Origin of the sequence: Enterobacter cloacae complex sp. 402C9 (genome assembly GCF_050030745.1) — a bacterium.
Classification (GTDB): Bacteria; Pseudomonadota; Gammaproteobacteria; order Enterobacterales; family Enterobacteriaceae; genus Enterobacter; species Enterobacter intestinihominis.
Genome location: NZ_JBLGUW010000001.1, coordinates 2,883,853 through 2,904,858 on the forward strand (window position 1 = coordinate 2,883,853; position 21,006 = coordinate 2,904,858).

Below are 21,006 nucleotides of genomic sequence, written 5' to 3' on the forward strand. Positions count from 1 at the left end.
GGGCGAAGGTCATGGCGCAGAACAGCGCGTTATCAACGCTGAAAGATCTGGCTGAAAAAGAAGTTGATGATGCCGCATTGCAACTTGGCGCAATGCGACGCGGGTGCCAACAGGCTGAAGAACAGTTGAAGATGTTAATCGACTATCAGCATGAATATCGCACCAACCTTAACACCGACATGACGCAGGGCATTGGTAGCCAGCGCTGGATTAACTATCAGCAGTTTATCCAGACGCTGGAAAAGGCGATTGAGCAGCATCGCCAGCAGCTTAACCAGTGGACGCAAAAAGTCGATACCGCGCTGAATTTCTGGCGCGAGAAAAAACAGCGGTTGCAGGCCTGGCAAACCTTACAGGACCGGCAGATTGCAGCCTCGACCCTGGCGGAAAACCGTCTGGATCAGAAAAAAATGGATGAGTTTGCCCAGCGCGCATCAATGAGGAAACCAGAATGATCACACTGCAACAACTGCTGATGACCGACAGCGACCCGTCCGGCGGCACGCTGACCGGAAAAGGCGCTGAGGGCGCGCAAGATTTTCTCTCTCTGCTGGCGGGCGCGCTGACCGAGACCACCGGCAAAGGCAAAGATGCTCCGCTGACGCTGGCCGATCTGAAAGCGGCGGGCAGCAAGCTGTCGACAGCGGCACAGGAAAAAAACGGTGATACCACGCTCCAGGCCAAAATCGCCGAGCTGCTCTCCCGCCAGGAGACCCTGACTGATGAAGATACCGCCGTCTCCCTGCAAAGCCTCGTCTCCGGCCTGAAACCCGCAGCGAATACGGATGCGCTGAAGGCGCTGACCCGGACGGACGCGAAAGCAAACAGCGAGACCACGACTGAAGAAGAGGAGCTGGCCGGGTTAAGCGCGCTGATGGCGATGTTACCGCACCAGCAGACTACCACCCCAATGGCGACGCAGCCAGCAAGCACCGGGGAGGTCGCCCCCCGTGCCGCCCTCCCCTCTGCGCTAGCCCAGACGGACAACGGCCAGCATCAGCCGCTTAGCCATGCGTTAACGGGTCAGGAAAAAACGTCGGTTCAGGACAGCGACACGTCGCTGCCCGCCACGGCAGCCGTTACGCCAGCTGTTGCCGCCGTCGCGGAGAAGCAGGACGTAGTGAGCACGGCGTCGTCTGCCGCCAGCCCAACCGCGACGCTGGCACCGATCATCAGTCACCTGGCAACCCCCCAGTCTGCCGCTACCGTTGCGACCGCGCCGGTGTTAAGCCAGCCGCTGGGCACGCACGAATGGCAGCAGAATCTAAGCCAGCACATCACCCTGTTCACCAGACAGGGCCAACAGACCGCAGAGCTACGCCTGCACCCGGAAGATCTGGGTCAGGTGCAAATTTCGCTTAAGCTGGATGACAACCAGGCGCAGTTGCAGATGGTTTCGCCCCACAGCCACGTTCGTGCGGCGCTGGAAGCGGCCCTGCCGATCCTGCGCACGCAGCTTGCGGAAAACGGCATTCAGCTTTCCCAAAGCAGCGTCAGCAGCGAAGGCTTTGCCGGGCAGCAGCAATCTTCATCCGGGCAACAACAGCATGCTTCGCGTTCAGGCCAGCATGGCGGGTTTAACGAGGAGAGCGAAGAGTTATTGCCAACCCCTGCCGCCCTGCAATCCGCCGCGCGCGGCAGCCGTGCCGTAGACATCTTTGCCTAAACGCCAGAGGTAACGTGATTATCCCCGTCTTTTCCACGCTTTGACCTAAGCCGGACACGGGATAATCACCGTATTAAGCTGTACCGAAACAGGAAGCTCGTATCAGATGACAGACTCCGCTATCACCAAAAAAAGCAAGCGTTCCATCTGGATCCCGCTGCTGGTGTTGATTACCCTCGCGGCCTGCGCCACCGCAGGCTACAGTTACTGGCGTATGCAGCAGGAACCCTCAAGCGCAGCCGCCAAAGCTGAAGCGCCGCCTCCACCGGCGCCGGTCTTCTACCCGCTGGATACGTTCACCGTGAACCTCGGCGATGCGGATCGCGTGCTTTACGTGGGCATTACGCTGCGTCTGAAAGATGAAGCGACCCGTGCACGTCTGAACGACTACCTGCCAGAAGTGCGTAGCCGTCTGCTGTTGCTGTTTTCTCGTCAGGATGCCTCCGCGCTCGCCACCGATGTGGGCAAGCAAAAGCTGGTCGATGCGATCAAACAGACGCTGGCGACCCCGCTGGTCAACGGCCAACCTAAGCAGGAAGTCACTGACGTTCTGTATACAGCCTTCATTCTGCGGTAACGACATGGGCGACAGTATTCTTTCTCAGGCAGAAATCGATGCGCTGCTCAATGGCGACAGCGATAAGAGTGACGATCCGAAGCCGGGTCTGACCGGCGACGATAATATTCGTCCCTACGATCCCAATACCCAGCGTCGCGTGGTGCGCGAGCGTTTACAGGCGCTGGAGATCATCAACGAACGTTTCGCACGTCAGTTCCGAATGGGGCTGTTTAACCTGCTGCGTCGTAGCCCGGATATCACCGTCGGTGCGATCCGCATTCAGCCGTATCATGAGTTTGCCCGCAACCTGCCGGTGCCAACCAACCTTAACCTGATCCATCTGAAACCACTGCGCGGTACCGGCCTGGTGGTGTTCTCGCCAAGCCTGGTGTTCATCGCGGTGGATAACCTGTTCGGTGGCGATGGCCGTTTCCCGACCAAAGTGGAAGGCCGCGAGTTTACCCATACCGAACAGCGCGTTATCAACCGCATGCTGAAGCTGGCGCTGGAATCCTACAGCGACGCGTGGAAAGCGATTAACCCGCTGGAAGTGGAGTACGTGCGTTCCGAGATGCAGGTGAAGTTTACCAACATCACCACCTCACCGAATGACATCGTGGTGAACACCCCGTTCCACGTCGAGATCGGCAACCTGACGGGCGAGTTCAACATCTGCCTGCCGTTCAGCATGATTGAACCGCTGCGCGAACTGCTGGTGAACCCGCCGCTGGAGAACTCACGCCATGAAGATCAGAACTGGCGTGAGAACCTGGTGCGCCAGGTTCAGCACTCGCAGCTGGAGCTGGTGGCTAACTTTGCCGACATCTCCATGCGGTTATCGCAGATCCTGAAATTACAACCCGGCGACGTTTTGCCGATAGATAAACCCGACCGCATTATTGCCCATGTGGATGGCGTACCCGTGCTGACAAGCCAGTACGGCACAATTAACGGCCAGTATGCGTTACGCGTTGAGCACTTGATCAACCCGATTTTGAATTCGCTGAATGAGGAACAGCCCAAATGAGTGACATGAACAATCCGTCCGATGAAAACAGCGGAGCACTGGACGATCTGTGGGCTGACGCGTTAAACGAGCAAAAAACGACGCCGACGAAAAGCGCGGCAGACGCGGTCTTCCAGCAGTTAGGCGGCGGCGACGTCAGCGGGACGTTGCAGGACATCGACCTGATTATGGACATTCCGGTCAAGCTGACCGTTGAGCTGGGCCGCACCCGCATGACTATTAAAGAACTGCTGCGCCTGACGCAGGGTTCCGTGGTAGCCCTGGACGGTTTAGCGGGTGAGCCACTGGATATTCTGATCAACGGCTACCTGATTGCACAGGGCGAAGTTGTGGTGGTGGCCGATAAATACGGCGTACGTATCACCGACATCATTACCCCTTCCGAACGTATGCGTCGCCTGAGCCGTTAAGTATGAAAACCCAGGCAACACTGTCCGCGCCCTCCGCCGTACCCGGCTCCCCGCTGCTTCAGGTGAGCGGCGCGCTGTTCGGTATTATTGCCTTTATCCTTATCGCTGCCTGGCTGGCAAAGCGTTTCGGTCTGGCAGGGAAAACGGCCGGCACGCGCGGACTGAAGGTCAGCGCCAGCACCACACTCGGGCCACGCGAGCGCGTGGTCATTGTGGAAGTGGAAGATGCACGACTGGTGCTGGGGGTGACTGCCTCCAGCATTAACGTTCTTCACACGCTGCCCCCTGCGCCTGTCACGGTGGAGGCTAACGCCCAGGCCCCTGCGGATTTTCAGTCCGTTATGAAGAGTTTGCTCAAGCGTTCCGGGAGATCCTGATGCGCCGTTTGTTATTGCTTACGCTGGCAGGTCTGGGCCTGTTCGCGCCTTCTGTGTATGCGCAGCTGCCGGGGCTGGTTTCCACGCCGCTGGCGAACGGGGGACAAAGCTGGTCCCTCTCCGTGCAGACGCTGGTGTTCATCACCTCACTGACCTTTATCCCGGCGATCCTGCTGATGATGACCAGTTTCACCCGCATCATCATTGTGTTTGGTCTGCTGCGAAATGCGCTCGGCACGCCGTCCGCGCCGCCCAATCAGGTGCTGCTGGGTTTAGCCCTGTTCCTGACCTTTTTCATTATGTCGCCGGTGATCGACAAGATTTACACCGAGGCGTACCAGCCGTTCAGCGAAGATAAAATTTCCATGCAGGTTGCCCTGGAAAAGGGGGCTCAGCCATTACGTGAATTTATGCTTCGCCAGACGCGCGAAGCGGATTTGGCCCTGTTTGCCCGTCTCGCTAACACGGGCGAGTTACAGGGACCGGAAGCGGTGCCGATGCGCATTCTGCTGCCAGCGTATGTGACCAGTGAGCTGAAAACGGCGTTCCAGATTGGCTTCACCATTTTCATTCCGTTCCTGATTATTGACCTGGTGATCGCCAGCGTCCTGATGGCGCTCGGGATGATGATGGTCCCGCCCGCAACCATTGCCCTGCCCTTTAAGATCATGCTGTTCGTGCTGGTCGATGGCTGGCAGCTGCTGGTCAGCTCGCTGGCGCAGAGTTTCTACAGTTGAGGAGCACGCAATGACGCCTGAGTCGGTCATGATGATGGGCACGGAAGCGATGAAAGTCGCGATTGCCGTCGCCGCGCCCCTGCTTCTGGTTGCGCTGGTAACCGGTCTGATTATCAGTATTCTTCAGGCCGCCACGCAGATTAACGAAATGACCCTGTCGTTCATCCCGAAGATCATCGCCGTCTTCGTGGCGATTATCGTTGCCGGGCCCTGGATGCTCAATTTGCTGCTGGATTACATGCGCAACCTGTTCACCAATCTGCCTTACATCATCGGCTGACGGACGATGCTGCAATTCACCAGCGATCAGTTTGTTCAGTGGCTCGGGATCTATTTCTGGCCGATGCTGCGCATCATGGCGCTGATCTCCACCGCCCCCATACTCAGTGAAAAGTCGGTGCCTAAACGCATCAAAATTGGGTTGGGCATGGTTATCACCATTATCGTTGCCCCTTCCCTGCCGGCGGTGGATATTCCGATTTTTTCCCCGAATGCGATATGGATTGCCCTGCAACAGGTGATGATTGGCGTGGCGGTCGGGTTTACGATGCAGCTCGCCTTCGCCGCGGTACGAACGGCGGGCGAACTGATCGGTTTGCAGATGGGTCTGTCTTTCGCGACGTTCGTTGACCCGGGCAGCCATCTGAATATGCCCGTGCTGGCGCGTATTATCGACCTGCTGGCGATGCTGTTGTTTCTCTCGTTCAACGGCCACCTGTGGCTCATCTCTATGCTGGTGGACACCTTCCACACGCTGCCGATTGGCGACAACCCGGTGAACAGTAACGCTTTTCTGGCGCTGGTGCGGGCTGCCGGGCTGATCTTCCTCAACGGGCTGATGCTGGCGCTGCCTGTCATAACCCTGTTGCTCACCGTTAACCTCGCATTGGGTTTACTCAACCGAATGGCCCCGCAGCTGTCGGTATTCGTCATCGGCTTTCCGGTGACGTTGACGGTTGGCCTTTTATTAATGTCATTATTGATGCCACTTATCGCCCCCTTCTGCGAGCATTTATTCAGCGAGATATTCAATCTCTTAGCGGATATTGTCAGCGAACTTCCACGCAAATAATAACCCGCAGTGTTTGCAATGTCTTTCTGAGGATATTCCTAAAAATAATCTTGAAAAACATCTACCAGGATATATCTGACGCGGTTTAAATGTTTCTAACCACCTCACAATACTTAATATTTACTTTACTTTAAGATGATTCCTGGCAAATTATACGTAACTTTACGGGATAGTGAGTTCGCCTGAAAGTCTTTGTCATGCTCACAGGTTTTATTAGATTTTTTCCATCCCGTATGGCTGTTTATGAGCTCTCAGGCAGGTGGTGAATTATCGTTACGCATTGAGTGAGGGTATGCCATGTCAACGATCATTATGGATTTATGCAGCTACACCCGGCTAGGGTTAACCGGGTACTTAGCAAGCAGAGGGGTAAGAAAGAGAGACATCAACGATGCACACACCGTTGAAGAACTCGCAGCCGCTTGTGAGACTCACAAGCCCGGCGTGGTGTTTATTAATGAGGACTGTTTCATTCACGACCCCGCTAACAGTCAGCACATTAAGCAGATCATTAATCAGCATCCCAGAACCCTGTTTATTGTTTTTATGGCGATCGCCAATATTCATTTCGATGAGTATTTGTTGGTGCGTAAAAACTTATTAATCAGTTCGAAATCGATTAAACCAGAGTCGCTTGATGACATTCTGGGCGATTATTTGAATAAAGAAGTTAAGAATGTAGGGGCGGTTAACTTACCCACTCTATCATTAAGCAGAACTGAATCAAGTATGCTAAGAATGTGGATGGCTGGACAAGGGACAATTCAGATCTCAGACCAGATGAATATCAAGGCAAAAACAGTATCGTCACACAAAGGAAATATTAAAAGGAAAATTAAAACGCATAATAAGCAAGTGATATACCATGTCGTACGCCTGACAGATAATGTGACGAATGGGATTTTCGTTAATATGCGCTAATTTGCACGGCCATGTTGTACCCTACCTTGATCTCTGGCCTGGCCAGAGATTTTGCTTTTCAGCAGCCGGGCCGGGGAGAAGACGCCCCCGACGCCGACCTATTCCGCCGTTTCCACAAAGATCCCATCCGGGTGCCCCAGTTCGTTGAAGAACCAGATGCCGAGCGGGTAATCTTCCAGCGACACCAGATACATTGTGCCTTCATTAAACTCTTCTATTGCCAGCACCACGCCCGGGCGGCGCGGCCCACCGTCCGTTTTGACGGTTACCCGATCGTTGACCTTCATACATTCCTCCTGTGGTTTTGAGCCAGTGTAGAACAAATTACCCTGGCTGGCATCGCCGCCTGACGCGAATGGCGTTTTTGTGTGCGGTCTATACTTAGCTGTTGAGACGGTTAAATGAGGAGCCCGCCATGAAGACTGACAAAGAGTACAGCGACACCATTAAGCGTGAGGTGGAAGTGGATGTCGATGCCCTGCTTGCCGCCATTAATGAAATCAGTGAGTCCGAAGTTCATCGCGCGGAGGATAATTCAGACCGTGTCGTGGTCAATGGTCGTGATTACCATACCTACCGTGAACTGGCTGAAGCATTCGAGCTGGATATCCATGACTTTAGTGTCTCGGAAACGAACCGCTAAGGCGAAAAAAATCCCGGTCATGGGGATGACCGGGATCAAACTTGCTTATGCAAGAAGCACTTGTAAATTCGTTACACCAGGAAATCTGATGCAGGTAAGACATTATCCCCAACAGATTTGTCTTACAAGCATATATTCTCTTAGCGAATATTATATTTTATACATGTGAATTTTGGTTATGAGTATAAACATGCGCCGCGTGTGGGTTTATCGGGATCGTTTCCACTTCAACGGGACATCAATGCTGAGTTTTTTTAAGACTTTTCTTAGATGAACATCATTATTCAGGAGACGTTATGCCTTCGCTAAAGGAGACTCTGCTCGTCTTTACCGATCTCGACGGTACGCTGCTGGATTTTCACACTCTCGACTGGCAGCCTGCCGCTTCCTGGCTGAAGAGATTACAGGATGAACAGGTACCAGTCATTCTGTGCAGCAGCAAAACCGCGTCCGAAATGCGTGACATCCAGCAGGAACTTGGCCTTGGCGGGCTGCCCTACATTGCGGAAAACGGCGCGGTGATCCAGCCTGACGTACGGTGGGAAAACGCCGCACGGTTCATCTCAGAAAAGAAGCATGACGATATCTGGCAGTTTATTGCCCGGGTACGCCAGGAGATGCATCTGAAATTCACCACCTTCGACGATGTGGATGAGCGCGTGGTCGCCGAATGGACCGGGCTAAGCCGTCCCCGTGCGGCGCTTGCACGTAAACACGAGGCTTCCGTGACGCTGATCTGGCGTGACAGTGATGAACAAATGAAACGCTTCGCAGCCGAACTGGCCCGGCAGGGGCTGAAGATCGTCCCGGGTGCTCGCTTCTGGCATATTCTGGACACGAGCTGTGGCAAAGACGTGGCGGTGCACTGGCTTGTGGAACAGTATCGCCTGCACGACGGATTTGACCCGACAACGCTGGGCCTGGGCGACGGCCCCAATGATGCCCCTCTGCTGGACAGCGTAGCCTTCGCCGTGGTGGTGAAAGGCTTCAACCGGGAGGGGGTCAGCCTTAAGAACAACGATCCCACACGGGTTTATCGCACTCAGCACACCGGACCGGCCGGCTGGCGCGAGGGGCTTGATTACTTTTTAACGTGATCCTGCCAGATGACCCGGTTACGCCCGCGCTGTTTCGCCTCATACAGACGCGCATCGGCGGTGGATTGCAGATTTTCGAAGTGATAATTGCCCTTCTCCTGCGCGCCAGAGACGCCAAACGACGCGCTCACGCGCAGGGTAGTACTTTTCTTAATCAGGATCTCTTTGCTGTCGATACGCTCACGGATCTGCTCTGCAACTTCCGCCGCCTCTTCAAGCGTCATGCCGGGCAGCACCACACAGAACTCTTCGCCGCCGACGCGCCCGGCAATATCTTTAGTGCGCAGGGTACTGGCAATCAGCCCCGCAGCATGGGACAACACCTTATCACCCGCCTGGTGCCCGAACCGGTCATTAATGCTCTTAAAGCAGTCAAGATCGATCTGGATGACAGAGAAAGGCAGCGCCTGCTGTTCACACTGCTTCGCCAGTATTTTCGCCCGCTCAAACAGCGCCCCACGATTATTCAACCGGGTCAGAGGGTCGTGCCAGGCCTGCCATTGCAGCGAATTCTGCAACGAATACATATTACTGACCATGCGCCGGATCACCAGCCACGAGATGAGCAGCATCGCGGTGAACAGCGCCCAAAGCAATGCCAGCACAATACTGATGCTGCCGAAATCGCCGCGCACCCCTTCTTCCAGGGTGTGCACGCGCAGGACGATGCCATCAAAGTGGTCGAGACGCTCCCAGCTGACAAAACGACTCCCCAGGCGAATGCCGCCTTCGGAATCCGATTCTATTGCGTGCGCTATCTGCGCTAGTTCGCGCGCGTCAAAATGATTAACGTCCGCAGCAGATGATCCAGACGTCGCGAGCAGGGTGAGACGACTGTCATACAGCTGGTATTCCCCTTCCGGGTTATCGCCTACGGCCTCCACCAGCAGACGACGCAGGGTGGCAAAGGTGAAATCCATCGCCACCACGCCATACCAGACGTGATTGTAATAAACAGGCACACTGGCGGTGATCAGCGGCTTTTTGCCCACAAAGGAGGAAGGAGGCGAGATAAACCAGCGCAAGGCACGCGCACGGTTCTCACGCTCGGACTGTTGGGTAAACCAGGGCTGAGTGACCAGATGGTAGTAACGCTGCACGATATCGCTGGCATTTTCCGGCGTATCCGTTTCCAGAAAGAATCCGGCGCGAGAGACATAAATCACGCGCTCTTCGTTGCCGGAAGAACTGGATGCCAGACGCAATAAATACCCCACTTCAAGCGCGGCGGACAGTTCATTATCAAGAAACTCATCATCGCGATTCAGAAGGGTGGTCTTTTCAACGAAGGCATCAGACACACCGTTGATCGGCAATGTGCGCTGTTTATCAACCTCAATTTGCCAGGTGGGGGATGCGCGCAAACGGGCAAAACGCTTTACCGCATCATGCAGCACGCCAAACGCCAGCGGCGTTTCCAGCGCATCACGCATGCTGTGGCGAAAAAACAGCATTTTATCGACGCTGAACTGGAGTTGTCTGTCCAGCGCACTGGCAACCGTTTCCAGATGGTTACGCTGACTGGAGATATAGGCATCTTCCAGTACCACAACTTCGCGCCAGGTCAGGAGGGTGGAAAAGATCAGGACAACGATAAAACAGAGGTTAACAACCAAACGGGGATTGCTACGCTTATGCAGCCACTGCAAAAAAGATTGTTTTACAACAAAGGTATTGTGCTGCACACGCACTCCCTGAGTGTCGCTCACCATCCGATATGATAAGTCTTCTGCCAGTAAAAACGCCCGGCAAGGCCGGGCGTTGTGTGATTAAGCCTTATCGCGTTTTTGCCTTTTATCACCAGGCTGAAGCTCATCTTCACGAAAAGCCTCCCGCTTAATGCCGTATCCGTCATGCCACCGACACTCCACCATTCCACTGGAATAACCGGTGACAATCATGCATGGACCACCATTCTTTGGCTTAACTTCATCACTGACCAAAAAGACCATACCTGCCTCCTGTATCAGGGTGAAACGTTTTCAATTTAGACGAGGAATGGTCTTTTTGCATCCGGGGTCAGCAAAAATTAATGCGATTTTCCGCGTACTTTTTCTACCAGCTTGACCACTGCCACCACAATGACACCTACGATAAAGCCCAACACAAGGTTAAGCAGCGTCGGCAGAATGGCGGCGATCACCGAACCATGTCCCGACGCCAGATGTTCAATTGCATGATGCAGCGAAGCAACGCCGTGCACGATAATACCGCCGCCGACCAGGAACATCGCCAGAGTTCCCACTATCGACAAACTTTTCATCAGCCACGGCGCCAGCACCAGCAGGCTTTTGCCGATAACGCGGGCAATGGCGCTGGATTTTTTTTCCAGCCAGAAGCCGATATCATCCAGCTTGACGATCAGACCGACCAGCCCATACACCCCAACCGTTACAAGAATGGCAATCAACGAAAGCACCATGACCTGATTAATCAGCGGTGCTTCGGATACGATCCCAAGCGTAATCGCCACAATCTCGGCCGAAAGGATGAAGTCAGTACGGATCGCACCTTTGACCTTATCGCGCTCGAACGTTTTTGGATCCTGCGCGGCCAGCGCTTCCAGACGCTGCTGGCGCATTTCCGGGGTGTCTTTCTCTTTGCGTGCGGCAAACATATGCAACACTTTTTCGGCACCCTCGAAGCACAGGAACGCCCCGCCAATCATCAGCAATGGCGTAATGGCCCAGGGTATAAAGGCGCTAATCAGAAGCGCCAGCGGAACAAGGATCACCTTGTTAATAAAGGACCCTTTCGCTACGCCCCACACCACCGGCAGCTCACGGTTCGCCCGCACGCCGCTGACCTGCTGCGCGTTAAGTGACAAGTCATCCCCCAGTACCCCAGCGGTTTTTTTCGCCGCCAGTTTCCCCATGACTGAAATGTCATCCAGCAAGGTGGCGATATCGTCCAGTAATGTTAATAAGCTACTTCCTGCCAAAATCTCTATCCTTCTTTTTTTGCTAATTAAGTGAATAGTATGGAACAAAACTCAGCGCCCGGAAACAGGCACCTCACGTCAACAAAAATTTCACATTAACAACACAATTAAAGCACTCGCCAGCCCGATAGTTTTGGCGTTAACTATGAGCGAACTTTTTATTTCGTCGTGAGGGACTATGCGTTTTCGGCATTTATTACCGCTCATTGGAGCACTTTTTTCCCTGTATATCATCTGGGGATCCACCTACTTTGTCATTCGTATTGGCGTGGAAAGCTGGCCCCCGCTGATGATGGCCGGTATTCGTTTCCTTACGGCTGGCGTGCTGCTGATGGCGTTTTTATTGCTGCGCGGCCACAAGCTACCGCCGCTGCGTCCCCTGCTTAACGCCGCCCTGATTGGCCTGCTGCTGCTGGCGGTGGGCAATGGCGCAGTAACCGTCGCCGAACACCAGAACGTGCCGTCGGGCATCGCCGCCGTGGTCGTCGCGACCGTGCCGCTGTTTACGCTCTGCTTTAGTCGTCTGTTCGGGATCCGCACCCGTAAGCTCGAATGGCTGGGCATCGCGATTGGGCTTGTGGGTATTATCATGCTGAACAGCGGCGGAAACCTGAGCGGAAACCCCTGGGCTGCCGTTATGATCATGATCGGCTCGATGAGCTGGGCCTTCGGCTCGGTCTACGGCTCCCGCATTGAGCTGCCCTCCGGGATGATGGCGGGTGCCATTGAAATGCTCGCGGCAGGCATCGTGCTGCTGATTGCCTCGGCGTTGACGGGTGAAAAGCTGACGGCAATGCCAGATCTCTCAGGTTTCCTGGCCGTCGGGTATCTGGCGCTGTTTGGCTCGATTATTGCCATCAACGCCTATATGTACCTGATCCGCAACGTCTCACCGGCGGTTGCCACCAGCTACGCCTACGTTAACCCGGTGGTTGCCGTGCTGCTGGGTACCGGTTTTGCGGGCGAAGTGCTGTCGACGATTGAATGGCTGGCGCTGGGCGTGATTGTCTTTGCCGTGGTGCTGGTCACGCTGGGTAAATATTTACTGCCCGCGAAACCCATTGTCACGGCGTGTGAGGTGGAGAAACCGTGATCGGGTGAATGCCCTGGGTATCGATCTGCGCGGCCTGACCGCCGCCGCAGATCCACTCTTCCAGCCGCTCCGTCAGTTCCACGTCATTCAGCTTCATTCTTCCGCGCAGTGCGCACTCCCAGACAATCAGCACCCGCCAGCCCTGGGCGTAAAGCTGCGAAACATCGCGTTTATCACGCTCGACGTTCCTGCCAATCTTCTCCAGCCAGAAGTCGGTGCGTGTCGCCGGGACTTTAAACAGATAGCAGTCGTGATGATGCCAGAAACAGCCGTGGGTAAAGATGATGCATTGATACGCATCGATCACGAAATCAGGACGCCCGGCAAGCGTGGCATCCTGAACCCTGAATTCAAACCCGATGGAGGTAAGGAGGCCAGCGATCAGTTTTTCGATCGCGGTATCACGCGTGCCGATGGCACGCATGTTTTTACTCCGCGTGGCCTTATTGTGAACGTCCGCCATTGACGGCCTCACTCTGACGCAGCTGAACGGCCTTGCTGATGCGTGAGGCCAGCAGTTTTGCGACGGCGGCAAAGGCTGGCACCACCACCGAGTTGCCAAACTGACGATAGGCTTGTGTATCCGACACCGGAATGCGAAAACTGTAGCCCTGCGGCGCCTCAAAGCCCATTAAGCGGGCGCACTCGCGCGGCGTTAAGCGCCGCGGTCGGTGCTGTTGATTCTGTGGATCGTCGAAATCTTTTTCGCCCAGCGCCTTATCCCAGCCCCGATCGATAAGAATTTCCGCGCCATCTTTGTAATAGCGCGCCGACAGCGTACGCGTCACGCTGTCAGGATTAAGCGGATTGACCATGCCAAACCCAAAGCCATTGCCTTTGGCCTGATGCTTTTTGGCATAGCGATAGAGGTATTTCCACAGCACTGGCGTCAGAATGAATTTCGCATCGACGGCGGGCTCCAGCAGATCGGCCACTGTCGGACGGCGCGCCGGATACAGCGAGGGCAAATCGCGCAGCGTAAAATCGCCTTTCAGATTGAGATCGCGGCGGAATCCCACCAGCACGATGCGCTCGCGGTGCTGTGGCAGGAAGTGTTTGCCGTCGATAATTTTCGGATCGTCCGGCCCCATGTCCTCTGCATCCGCCACGTCGTAACCCAGTTCATCCAGCGTTTGCATGATAATGCGGAAGGTTTTGCCGCCGTCATGGCTCTTTAAATTCTTGACGTTCTCCAGCACAAAAATTGCCGGGCGGCGGGCATCAATAATCCGGGCAACATCAAAGAACAGTGTGCCCTGCGTATCACAGGCAAAGCCGTGCGCACGTCCCAGCGCGTTCTTTTTCGACACGCCAGCCAGTGAGAACGGCTGACACGGGAAGCCTGCCAGCAGCACATCGTGCGCCGGAATGGTGTTGCGAATGTGCTCAGCGGCTTCTTCGTCGCTGACGCCGGTTTTGTGGCTCAGGGTGACGTCGCGGATGTCGGCATTAAACTGGTGCTCGTCGGGGTCGCAGTACCAGTTCGCCTTATAGGTGCGGACGGCATGTTTGTTCCATTCACTGGTGAACACGCACTGCCCGCCAATAGCTTCAAAGCCATGGCGAATGCCGCCAATACCGGCAAAGAGATCGATAAAGCGAAAGGCATAATTCGGATGCGCAGCAGGCGGGCGCGGCAGCAGGTTGCGCAGATAACGGAACTCGCCGTCGCTCAGGCGGTGCCCTGCCCTGTCGCTTATCAGCAGCCGCTTGAGTATTGCCGGGCTCCAGTGGCTCTCGCCATGTGCCACCAGCTGGTTTGCCAGCGTTTTAGCATCATACATTTCCAGCAGCTGACGCAGGAGTGCCTGCACGGCTGCCGTTGATTTCTCAACCCGCTCAGGCGCGGGCACAGTCACTGATCGATTTTCCTGCATTCTCTTAACCGGACAATAAAGACAGAAAACAGAGTACCACAGTTCAGGATCGCACACTGCGACGGAAATGGGTCAATATCTGGCTGTCGGTTCCGAGGTAATCGCCCTGTAATTCAGCACTCAGCTTCGCCATAAACTGGATCAGAAAATCGGCATTGTGACGCGCAAGTTCGCGTCCCCGTGCGGTTTGCATGGTGTCCGGCAGGCGCAGGAGTTTGGTCTGAAAGTGATCGAGCGCGAAAGCTTTATCATCCAGCGCACGCGCCCCGGCAAACGGGTCGTCGGCATCAAACAACGCGGTGCCCAGCGCACCGGACACGGCAAAGACGCGCGCAAGGCCGATGGCGCCTAACGCCTCCAGCCGGTCGGCATCCTGGACCGTTTTGGCCTCCGGGCTTTGCGGCGCGATACCGGCACTGAAGCTGTGCGCTTCAATGGCATGCTCAACGGCCGCATACCGATCGGGCGGAAAATCAGGAAAATCGCGGCTCAGGATCTGGCGCGTTTCTCGCGCTGCCAGCCGCGAGGAGTGACTACGCTGCGGGTGATTTTTCGGCAGGCTGACAATGTCATGGAAGTAGCATGCGGTCAGCACAACCAGCGGATCGCAATCCCCGTCAGCCATAATGGTCTGCGCCGTCATCCAGACGCGGCGAAAATGGGCGATATCGTGCGCCGCATCATCAGTAAAATGATTTTCGTCGAGCCAGCGCTCAAAACGGTGCTGCCACTGCGCAAGTTCCATCATCCCATCCTGTTGCTCAAAAGAGAGTGAATTATAATACACCCGAATCAAAACCCTTAATAAATAGAATTTAGAAATACTTAATAATAATTACCCACTATATTTTCAATGAATTAATTCACGTGAAAAATAAAGAGATAAAAAGAAATATTTTGTAATATTTTTACCAGTTTAATTACATTTATTTTTAAACCTAAATAATAATCCATAGAATAGTATCAGCCATGTAGTTACGGAGGGTAATTACATATATTCAGACAATTTATATTTAAAGGGAATATATAATGAAAAGAAAAGTTCTGGCAATTCTTGTACCCGCGTTATTAATGGCTGGCGCAGCAAATGCGGCGGAAATGTATAACAAAGACGGCAACAAAGTTGACCTGTACGGTAAAGTTGATGCACGTCATACCTTCTCCGACAACCCAGGCGACGACGGCGATGAAACCTATGTCCAGATTGGTTTCAAAGGCGAAACACAAATTAATAACGATCTTATTGGTTACGGCCAGTGGGAATATAAAACCTACGCTAACGATACCGAAGGCGCAGGCGACACCTCTTTTAACCGTCTGGCCTTTGCTGGCCTGAAATACGGCGAATATGGCTCATTCGATTATGGCCGTAATTACGGCGTCGTGTATGACGTTGAAGCCTGGACCGATATGCTGCCAGTATTTGGTGGCGACTCCTATACCTGGACCGACAACTATATGGTTGGCCGTACTAACGGTGTGGCGACCTACCGTAATAATGACTTCTTCGGTCTGGTTAACGGCCTGAACTTCGCACTGCAATATCAGGGTGCTAATGAAGGTGCTAACGCAAACGAAAATCAGGAAGGCACCAAAAATGGCCATGATGATGTTCGTTTCCAGAACGGCGACGGCTTCGGTATGTCAACTACCTATGACTTCGATTTCGGTCTGTCGCTGGGTGCCGCTTATTCATCGTCTGACCGTACCAACGACCAGGTTGCTTACGGCGCAGGTACCTATAATCGCTTCAGCAAATATGCCGGCGGTGAACGTGCGGAAGCGTGGACAATCGGTGCAAAATACGATGCGAATGATGTCTACCTGGCAATGATGTATGCGGAAACCCGCAACATGACTCCGTACGGCAACGATGGCATCGCCAACAAAACTCAGAACTTTGAAGCCGTAGCGCAGTACCAGTTTGACTTCGGTCTGCGTCCATCCCTGGCGTGGGTCTATTCAAAAGGCATCGATTTGGGTGGTAACGATTATCATCCAGGCAATGGTTATGTAGACCAGGATCTGGTTAACTACATCGACGTGGGCATGACCTACAGCTTCAACAAGAACTTCTCCACCTACGTTGATTATAAAATCAACCTGCTGGACGAAGATGATGCCTTCTACAATGACAACGGTATTGCAACCGATGACATCGTTGGCATCGGTATGATCTACCAGTTCTGATCCCCATAAATAGCAAAGCCCGCAACGCGGGCTTTTTTTATTTGACGCTGAAATATTACGGCGCTTCCTGCAAGGCCATGCGAACAAACCCGTTATTCTGCGCCAGTAATTCATGTGCTTTCCAGGCATCCATACCCGTCAGCACCATTAGCACCGCCGTTTTACACTGATGGTTACAGCTTTCCAGCGCCGCCTTCGCCTGCGCCCGGGAGCATCCCCCCGCTTCCATTACAATGGCAATTTGTCGCTCGGCCCATCTGGTATTGCTTGCCTCCAGATCAACACGCAGGTTGCTGTACACCCGTCCTGTCCGTATCGCCAGACCGGTGGTGACCATATGCATTATCATGCTTTGCGCAATGCCCGCTTTGGCGTTGGTATACCCGGCAACCACATCCGCGCCCAGATCGGGGGCAATAACCATGCTCGCCAGCTGCGCCGCTTCACTTTGCGCATCCTCCGTAATGAGCGCGACCGTTGAGCCCAGAGACCACGCATGACGCATCGCGCCCCAAACCCATGGCGTTTTGCCGCTGACGGACAGCGCCAGCATCATGTCGTGCTCGCCGAATTTTATCGTCTGAAGGTCGGCAACGCCGCGCGCGTAGCTTCCGGCGTTATCGCCTGCTGTCATCGCAATGACCGGATGTTTTCCCGGCGCGAACGCTTCTGCCGCCTGCTTCGCCACGCCTCCGGACGCGCCTGCGCCGATCAGCACCAGACGTCCGCCGTGACTAAGCGTCGCCGCCGCGTTATCCACCACGCGAACCAGCATACTTAAGTGAGGGGTAAGTGCAGAAGAGATTTGTGCGTCATCCTGGTGTATGACATTAAGCATATCCAGCGTAGATAATCTGTCGATGTTCATCGTGCTGGCGTGCCGTCTTTCCCTGGCCGTACCGGTAAGCATAATGCTCATAAACTGCCTCCTTATTATGAGTACCCCCACACTATAAAGTGTTTTATACAGGTCACATGAGAGAAGGCTCACGAAACGCCTCTCTTTACATGGCTTTATGAAATGCCCGTCATCAGCGATAATTAGCCCTTTCTTTTTCATCGCGGAGTGTTAATGAGCGATTTGCAGCCCTTCCCCCCGACGCGCAAGCGCCCTATGAAGCTGAATACGCTGGTTACGCTGATGGTGTGCGCCATTATCGGCTCTGTGCTGCTGGTGGTCTTCGCGCTGTACTCTGTGCAGATCACCCGTGCCACGCGCGATGACGTGAAAGATACTGCGCTGGGTATCGCCCGAACGCTGGCCGACAGCCCGGAGATCAAGCGTGGTCTGATGGAATCGCCGCAGGCCGGCATCATCCAGCCGATTGCCCAGGCGGTGACGAAGCGCAACGACCTGCTGTTTACCGTGGTTACCGACCTGCGTGGGATCCGCTATTCCCATCCAAACGAAGCGCTGTTAGGTTTGCATTTTATTGGCGACGATCTGACGCCCGCCCTCGAAGGGAAAGAGAATGTCTCCGTGAACCGCGGCGCACTCGCGGAAGCACTGCGCGTCTTTACGCCCGTTTATGACGATCGGCACGACCAGATCGGCGTGGTCGTGGTGGGTATTTCGCTGAATAAAGTTGAAGATCAGATTGCCCGCGGTCGGCTCAATGCCGTGTGGACCATCTTATTCAGCGTTCTGATGAGCTCAGTGGCGATATGGGGTCTGGTCCGGGTTCTGAAACGTATTCTCTTCGGGCTGGAGCCTTACGAGATCTCTGCCCTCTTTGAGCAGCGCCAGGCCATGTTGCAGTCCCTGCGCGAAGGCGTGATGGCTGTTGATATGCACGGGCGCGTGACGATGATTAACCACACCGCCAGAGAAATTTTGCTCCTGAGCTCGGGTGAGCACTCCGAGAGCAGCGGCGAACCATTGCTGGTCAGCCTGCGGGAAGTGGCGAAAACCGGCATTGCTCGTCAGGATCAAGAGATCGGCTGTAACGGACGGCTACTGCTGTGCAACATGGTCCCCGTGAAAAGCCAGAATCAGGTCATCGGGGCAATCAGCACCTTCCGCGATAAGACCGAAATCAGCCAGTTAATGCAGCGTATCGATGGTATGGTCAACTATGTTGATGCCCTGCGCTCACATACGCATGAGTTTATGAACAAGCTACACGTGATCCTCGGCCTGCTGCACATGAAGCGCTACGATAAGCTGGAAGAGTACATCATCCAGACCGCACAGAATTATCAGACGGATATCGGCGCGATACAGCGCAAGGTTAAATCGCCGGTCATTGCGGGTTTCCTGCTGGGTAAAATCAACCGCGCCAAAGAGGCGGGAGTGACCCTGACGCTGGCCGAGGAGAGTCAGCTTCCTGACACCAGCAATGAAGAGCAGGTTGCGGTTCTGATCACCGTGCTGGGCAATTTAATCGAAAATGCCCTGGATGCGATGGAAGGTCAGCCGGAAGGCGAGATCGGCCTGCTGCTGCATTATCAGAACGGCTGGCTGAGCGGTGAGGTCAGCGATGACGGTCCCGGCATTGATCCCGAGCGGCTGGAGGCTATTTTTACAAAGGGCTACTCAACAAAAGGTGAAAACCGTGGCGTTGGGCTGTTCCTTGCACGTCAGCAGATCCAGAACCTGGGCGGAGATATTACCGTCGAGTCGGAGCCTGGCGTATTTACCCAATTTTTTGTTCAGATCCCCTGGGATAGCGAGAGGAATATCGCGTGATAAATGTATTAATTGTCGATGATGACGCCATGGTAGCCGACCTCAACCGTCTGTATGTTAACCGCGTTGAGGGTTTTAACTGCTGCGGCGTCGCTTCCACGCTCAACCAGGCCGAAGCATTGATCGCAAACCCAGGCCAGCCGATCGATCTGGTGCTGCTGGATGTCTATATGCAGCAGGATAACGGGCTGGATCTATTGCCCATCATCCGCGCATCGGGCCGCCCGATTGACGTTATCATGATTTCGTCAGCCTCCGACGCCGCAACGATCCAGACGTCGATGCACTATGGCGTGGTGGATTACCTGATTAAACCGTTCCAGTTCCCGCGTTTTGAAGAGGCGCTGAACGGCTGGAAGGCAAAGCGCAGTCTGATGGGCTCGCATCAGTATTATGAACAGGCCGACGTCGACAGGCTGATCCACGGCGGCGCGCCGGAGCTGGCCGACAGCAAAAAATTACCGAAAGGCTTAACGCCGCAGACGCTGCGCACCATTTGCCAGTGGATCGACAGCCATCCGGAGATAGAATTTTCCACCGACGATCTGGCGAATGCGGTCAACATTTCCCGCGTCTCCTGCCGCAAATACCTGATCTGGCTGGCGCAAATCAATATCCTGTTCACCAGCATTCACTACGGTGCCACCGGTCGACCGGTATATCGCTATCGTTTGCAGCCGGAACAGGTCGGCCTGCTCAAACAGTACTGCCAGTAATTCGGTAGCTGTCGTCCAGAAGGGTAAAACGGAAGTGGTGCATCGAGGAGATCACCACTTCTTTTGTTTTGGTGACAAAAATGGCTTCAATATCGGGGCGCGAACGCAGCGCGGCGCAGCCCTGCTCCACGCCCATGCCGTAGATCAGCGTGGTCCAGATATCGCCGTCGAGGGAGTCTTGCGAAATAATCGTCACGCTGTCCAGTTCGTTATCCAGCGGGTAGCCGGTACGCGGGTCAAGTATGTGATGATAACGTTTGCCGTTCTGCTCGAAGTAGCGCTCATAGGTGCCTGACGTCACAACCGACCGGTTTTCTACCGTTATGGCGCCAATCAGCGCATCACCGGCGAACGGTTTTTTCAGGCCGACGTGCCAGCCGTCCTCCGGCGAGCCTAACGTCTGGACGTTGCCGCCAAGGTTGATCAACCCGAGTTCGGCGCCCTCTTTGTGCAAGTAATCCCGCACCCTGTCGGCGATATAACCTTTGGCGATAGCCCCCAGATCGATCTCCATTCCCTGGCGTGTAAGAAACACGCTGCTGTTGGCGTCATCCAGTACCACGTTCGCAGGATCCGTGATACTCAGCAAGGCGGCGATCTCGTCCGCGGGCGGTACAGCGTCCCCCTTAAAGCCAATTTTCCAGCGTTTGACCAGCGGGCCTATCGCCAGGTTGAACGCACTGTCTGTAGGCAGGCTGGCCGCTTTCGCGCAGCGGATCAGGTCAAACACCGGGCGACTGACGACAACCGGATGCTGACCGGCAGCATGGTTGACATCCATCACCTGCGAATCCGCACGGTTGACGGTGAGGAGATCTTCGTACTGTTTGATCAGGCGAAACACGCGGGACGCGAGGGCTTCGTCATGGGAGAAGAGTTTCAGGAGGATGGGCGAGCCCATCAGAACGGCGTTGTAGCTGTAAACGCGATGGCTATCAGGCATTACATAAGTCCTCAGATGTAGCCCCGGCAAGCACCGCGCCGCCGGGGA

Annotated in this window: 24 protein-coding genes and 1 pseudogene; 16 read left to right on the forward strand and 9 right to left on the reverse strand. The window is 54.7% G+C overall.

Features of this window, described 5'->3' with window-relative positions:
- Positions 1 to 11: 11 nt before the first annotated feature.
- The 10 genes and pseudogenes from fliJ to rcsA all read left to right on the forward strand — a co-directional run bounded on the left by fliJ (position 12) and on the right by rcsA (position 6,769).
- Positions 12 to 455 (forward strand): flagellar export protein FliJ, encoded by a 444-nt coding sequence (gene fliJ / locus ACQG1K_RS13865; RefSeq protein ID WP_006811155.1) that lies wholly within the window; start codon positions 12 to 14, stop codon positions 453 to 455.
- Positions 452 to 1,666, forward strand: coding sequence for a flagellar hook length control protein FliK (fliK, locus tag ACQG1K_RS13870; protein ID WP_096216760.1), 1,215 nt, complete (start codon positions 452 to 454; stop codon positions 1,664 to 1,666). The genes fliJ and fliK overlap by 4 nt, the downstream gene beginning before the upstream one ends.
- 106 nt (positions 1,667 to 1,772) lie before the next feature.
- Complete coding sequence (gene fliL, locus ACQG1K_RS13875) at positions 1,773 to 2,243, forward strand: flagellar basal body-associated protein FliL (RefSeq protein WP_003859598.1); 471 nt, start codon at positions 1,773 to 1,775, stop codon at positions 2,241 to 2,243.
- A gap of 4 nt (positions 2,244 to 2,247) precedes the next feature.
- Complete coding sequence (gene fliM, locus ACQG1K_RS13880; protein WP_006811158.1) at positions 2,248 to 3,252, forward strand: flagellar motor switch protein FliM; 1,005 nt, start codon at positions 2,248 to 2,250, stop codon at positions 3,250 to 3,252.
- On the forward strand, positions 3,249 to 3,662 hold the full coding sequence (gene fliN / locus ACQG1K_RS13885; protein ID WP_003859592.1) for a flagellar motor switch protein FliN: 414 nt from the start codon (positions 3,249 to 3,251) through the stop codon (positions 3,660 to 3,662). The genes fliM and fliN overlap by 4 nt, the downstream gene beginning before the upstream one ends.
- A 2-nt stretch (positions 3,663 to 3,664) precedes the next feature.
- On the forward strand, positions 3,665 to 4,039 hold the full coding sequence (fliO, locus tag ACQG1K_RS13890; RefSeq protein ID WP_022648553.1) for a flagellar biosynthetic protein FliO: 375 nt from the start codon (positions 3,665 to 3,667) through the stop codon (positions 4,037 to 4,039).
- Positions 4,039 to 4,776: a flagellar type III secretion system pore protein FliP gene (gene fliP / locus ACQG1K_RS13895; RefSeq protein ID WP_022648554.1), complete on the forward strand. Its 738-nt coding sequence runs from the start codon at positions 4,039 to 4,041 to the stop codon at positions 4,774 to 4,776. The genes fliO and fliP overlap by 1 nt, the downstream gene beginning before the upstream one ends.
- Before the next feature lie 10 nt (positions 4,777 to 4,786).
- Entirely contained in the window at positions 4,787 to 5,056 is a 270-nt protein-coding gene (fliQ, locus tag ACQG1K_RS13900) for a flagellar biosynthesis protein FliQ (protein WP_003859587.1), read from the forward strand.
- A 6-nt stretch (positions 5,057 to 5,062) separates the two neighbouring features.
- Positions 5,063 to 5,855: pseudogene (gene fliR, locus ACQG1K_RS13905) on the forward strand (flagellar biosynthetic protein FliR); the annotation flags it as partial.
- A gap of 290 nt (positions 5,856 to 6,145) precedes the next feature.
- A complete protein-coding gene (gene rcsA / locus ACQG1K_RS13910; protein ID WP_022648556.1) occupies positions 6,146 to 6,769 on the forward strand; it encodes a transcriptional regulator RcsA in 624 nt (207 codons plus the stop codon).
- Positions 6,770 to 6,867: 98 nt separating this feature from the next.
- Here the strand turns inward: rcsA and dsrB are convergent, their stop codons facing one another.
- Positions 6,868 to 7,056: a protein DsrB gene (gene dsrB, locus ACQG1K_RS13915; RefSeq protein WP_003859583.1), complete on the reverse strand. Its 189-nt coding sequence runs from the start codon at positions 7,054 to 7,056 to the stop codon at positions 6,868 to 6,870.
- 128 nt (positions 7,057 to 7,184) lie between these two features.
- Between dsrB and yodD the strand changes: the two genes are divergently transcribed.
- Together yodD and ACQG1K_RS13925 are read left to right on the forward strand one after the other, a co-directional pair.
- Complete coding sequence (gene yodD, locus ACQG1K_RS13920; protein ID WP_017383339.1) at positions 7,185 to 7,412, forward strand: YodD family peroxide/acid resistance protein; 228 nt, start codon at positions 7,185 to 7,187, stop codon at positions 7,410 to 7,412.
- Between the two features lie 296 nt (positions 7,413 to 7,708).
- Positions 7,709 to 8,509, forward strand: coding sequence for a mannosyl-3-phosphoglycerate phosphatase-related protein (locus tag ACQG1K_RS13925; protein ID WP_023306524.1), 801 nt, complete (start codon positions 7,709 to 7,711; stop codon positions 8,507 to 8,509).
- Here ACQG1K_RS13925 and dgcQ read toward each other — a convergent pair.
- The 3 genes from dgcQ to ACQG1K_RS13940 form a co-directional block, all read right to left on the reverse strand.
- Positions 8,494 to 10,194 (reverse strand): cellulose biosynthesis regulator diguanylate cyclase DgcQ, encoded by a 1,701-nt coding sequence (gene dgcQ / locus ACQG1K_RS13930; protein ID WP_367074211.1) that lies wholly within the window; start codon positions 10,192 to 10,194, stop codon positions 8,494 to 8,496. The genes ACQG1K_RS13925 and dgcQ overlap by 16 nt on opposite strands.
- An 84-nt stretch (positions 10,195 to 10,278) precedes the next feature.
- Positions 10,279 to 10,461: a YodC family protein gene (locus ACQG1K_RS13935; RefSeq protein ID WP_022648559.1), complete on the reverse strand. Its 183-nt coding sequence runs from the start codon at positions 10,459 to 10,461 to the stop codon at positions 10,279 to 10,281.
- 77 nt (positions 10,462 to 10,538) lie between these two features.
- On the reverse strand, positions 10,539 to 11,453 hold the full coding sequence (locus tag ACQG1K_RS13940; RefSeq protein WP_169804303.1) for a DUF808 family protein: 915 nt from the start codon (positions 11,451 to 11,453) through the stop codon (positions 10,539 to 10,541).
- Between the two features lie 175 nt (positions 11,454 to 11,628).
- On the opposite strand from ACQG1K_RS13940, the gene yedA reads away from it, so the two are divergent.
- Positions 11,629 to 12,543 carry a drug/metabolite exporter YedA gene (yedA, locus tag ACQG1K_RS13945; protein ID WP_022648561.1) on the forward strand — a complete coding sequence of 305 codons (915 nt, stop codon included), beginning with the start codon at positions 11,629 to 11,631 and terminating at the stop codon, positions 12,541 to 12,543.
- Here the strand turns inward: yedA and ACQG1K_RS13950 are convergent.
- The 3 genes from ACQG1K_RS13950 to ACQG1K_RS13960 are packed head-to-tail and all read right to left on the reverse strand — an operon-like array spanning position 12,515 to position 15,165.
- On the reverse strand, positions 12,515 to 13,006 hold the full coding sequence (locus ACQG1K_RS13950; protein ID WP_367074208.1) for a very short patch repair endonuclease: 492 nt from the start codon (positions 13,004 to 13,006) through the stop codon (positions 12,515 to 12,517). The two genes, yedA and ACQG1K_RS13950, sit on opposite strands and share 29 nt — an antisense overlap.
- Entirely contained in the window at positions 12,987 to 14,420 is a 1,434-nt protein-coding gene (locus ACQG1K_RS13955) for a DNA cytosine methyltransferase (protein ID WP_113787992.1), read from the reverse strand. The genes ACQG1K_RS13950 and ACQG1K_RS13955 overlap by 20 nt, the downstream gene beginning before the upstream one ends.
- Positions 14,421 to 14,463: 43 nt before the next feature.
- Positions 14,464 to 15,165 (reverse strand): phosphohydrolase, encoded by a 702-nt coding sequence (locus ACQG1K_RS13960; RefSeq protein ID WP_023306528.1) that lies wholly within the window; start codon positions 15,163 to 15,165, stop codon positions 14,464 to 14,466.
- 284 nt (positions 15,166 to 15,449) lie between these two features.
- Here ACQG1K_RS13960 and ompC point away from each other — a divergent pair, with 284 nt between their 5' ends.
- Positions 15,450 to 16,610, forward strand: a complete 1,161-nt coding sequence (gene ompC, locus ACQG1K_RS13965; RefSeq protein ID WP_367074206.1) for a porin OmpC — start codon at positions 15,450 to 15,452, stop codon at positions 16,608 to 16,610.
- 55 nt (positions 16,611 to 16,665) lie between these two features.
- Here ompC and ACQG1K_RS13970 read toward each other — a convergent pair whose 3' ends face one another.
- On the reverse strand, positions 16,666 to 17,529 hold the full coding sequence (locus tag ACQG1K_RS13970) for an N-acetylmuramic acid 6-phosphate etherase (protein ID WP_426720834.1): 864 nt from the start codon (positions 17,527 to 17,529) through the stop codon (positions 16,666 to 16,668).
- A 153-nt stretch (positions 17,530 to 17,682) separates the two neighbouring features.
- Here ACQG1K_RS13970 and ACQG1K_RS13975 point away from each other — a divergent pair, with 153 nt between their 5' ends.
- Positions 17,683 to 19,299, forward strand: coding sequence for a sensor histidine kinase (locus ACQG1K_RS13975; protein ID WP_032624010.1), 1,617 nt, complete (start codon positions 17,683 to 17,685; stop codon positions 19,297 to 19,299).
- Complete coding sequence (gene dcuR / locus ACQG1K_RS13980; protein ID WP_023300497.1) at positions 19,296 to 20,015, forward strand: two-component system response regulator DcuR; 720 nt, start codon at positions 19,296 to 19,298, stop codon at positions 20,013 to 20,015. The genes ACQG1K_RS13975 and dcuR overlap by 4 nt, the downstream gene beginning before the upstream one ends.
- On the opposite strand, the gene ACQG1K_RS13985 is transcribed toward dcuR, so the two are convergent.
- Complete coding sequence (locus tag ACQG1K_RS13985) at positions 19,996 to 20,958, reverse strand: FAD:protein FMN transferase (protein ID WP_032624009.1); 963 nt, start codon at positions 20,956 to 20,958, stop codon at positions 19,996 to 19,998. The genes dcuR and ACQG1K_RS13985 overlap by 20 nt on opposite strands.
- Positions 20,959 to 21,006: the final 48 nt, after the last annotated feature.

What these genes read in the sequence shown, in the direction of transcription:
- fliJ (WP_006811155.1), top strand. Translation starts at nt 12, where the DNA reads ATGGCGCAGAACAGCGCGTTATCAACGCTGAAAGATCTGGCTGAAAAA.
- fliK (WP_096216760.1), top strand. Translation starts at nt 452, where the DNA reads ATGATCACACTGCAACAACTGCTGATGACCGACAGCGACCCGTCCGGC.
- fliL (WP_003859598.1), top strand. Translation starts at nt 1,773, where the DNA reads ATGACAGACTCCGCTATCACCAAAAAAAGCAAGCGTTCCATCTGGATC.
- fliM (WP_006811158.1), top strand. Translation starts at nt 2,248, where the DNA reads ATGGGCGACAGTATTCTTTCTCAGGCAGAAATCGATGCGCTGCTCAAT.
- fliN (WP_003859592.1), top strand. Translation starts at nt 3,249, where the DNA reads ATGAGTGACATGAACAATCCGTCCGATGAAAACAGCGGAGCACTGGAC.
- fliO (WP_022648553.1), top strand. Translation starts at nt 3,665, where the DNA reads ATGAAAACCCAGGCAACACTGTCCGCGCCCTCCGCCGTACCCGGCTCC.
- fliP (WP_022648554.1), top strand. Translation starts at nt 4,039, where the DNA reads ATGCGCCGTTTGTTATTGCTTACGCTGGCAGGTCTGGGCCTGTTCGCG.
- fliQ (WP_003859587.1), top strand. Translation starts at nt 4,787, where the DNA reads ATGACGCCTGAGTCGGTCATGATGATGGGCACGGAAGCGATGAAAGTC.
- rcsA (WP_022648556.1), top strand. Translation starts at nt 6,146, where the DNA reads ATGTCAACGATCATTATGGATTTATGCAGCTACACCCGGCTAGGGTTA.
- dsrB (WP_003859583.1), bottom strand. Translation starts at nt 7,056, where the DNA reads ATGAAGGTCAACGATCGGGTAACCGTCAAAACGGACGGTGGGCCGCGC.
- yodD (WP_017383339.1), top strand. Translation starts at nt 7,185, where the DNA reads ATGAAGACTGACAAAGAGTACAGCGACACCATTAAGCGTGAGGTGGAA.
- ACQG1K_RS13925 (WP_023306524.1), top strand. Translation starts at nt 7,709, where the DNA reads ATGCCTTCGCTAAAGGAGACTCTGCTCGTCTTTACCGATCTCGACGGT.
- ACQG1K_RS13935 (WP_022648559.1), bottom strand. Translation starts at nt 10,461, where the DNA reads ATGGTCTTTTTGGTCAGTGATGAAGTTAAGCCAAAGAATGGTGGTCCA.
- yedA (WP_022648561.1), top strand. Translation starts at nt 11,629, where the DNA reads ATGCGTTTTCGGCATTTATTACCGCTCATTGGAGCACTTTTTTCCCTG.
- ACQG1K_RS13950 (WP_367074208.1), bottom strand. Translation starts at nt 13,006, where the DNA reads ATGGCGGACGTTCACAATAAGGCCACGCGGAGTAAAAACATGCGTGCC.
- ACQG1K_RS13955 (WP_113787992.1), bottom strand. Translation starts at nt 14,420, where the DNA reads ATGCAGGAAAATCGATCAGTGACTGTGCCCGCGCCTGAGCGGGTTGAG.
- ACQG1K_RS13960 (WP_023306528.1), bottom strand. Translation starts at nt 15,165, where the DNA reads ATGGAACTTGCGCAGTGGCAGCACCGTTTTGAGCGCTGGCTCGACGAA.
- ompC (WP_367074206.1), top strand. Translation starts at nt 15,450, where the DNA reads ATGAAAAGAAAAGTTCTGGCAATTCTTGTACCCGCGTTATTAATGGCT.
- ACQG1K_RS13970 (WP_426720834.1), bottom strand. Translation starts at nt 17,529, where the DNA reads ATGAGCATTATGCTTACCGGTACGGCCAGGGAAAGACGGCACGCCAGC.
- ACQG1K_RS13975 (WP_032624010.1), top strand. Translation starts at nt 17,683, where the DNA reads ATGAGCGATTTGCAGCCCTTCCCCCCGACGCGCAAGCGCCCTATGAAG.
- ACQG1K_RS13985 (WP_032624009.1), bottom strand. Translation starts at nt 20,958, where the DNA reads ATGCCTGATAGCCATCGCGTTTACAGCTACAACGCCGTTCTGATGGGC.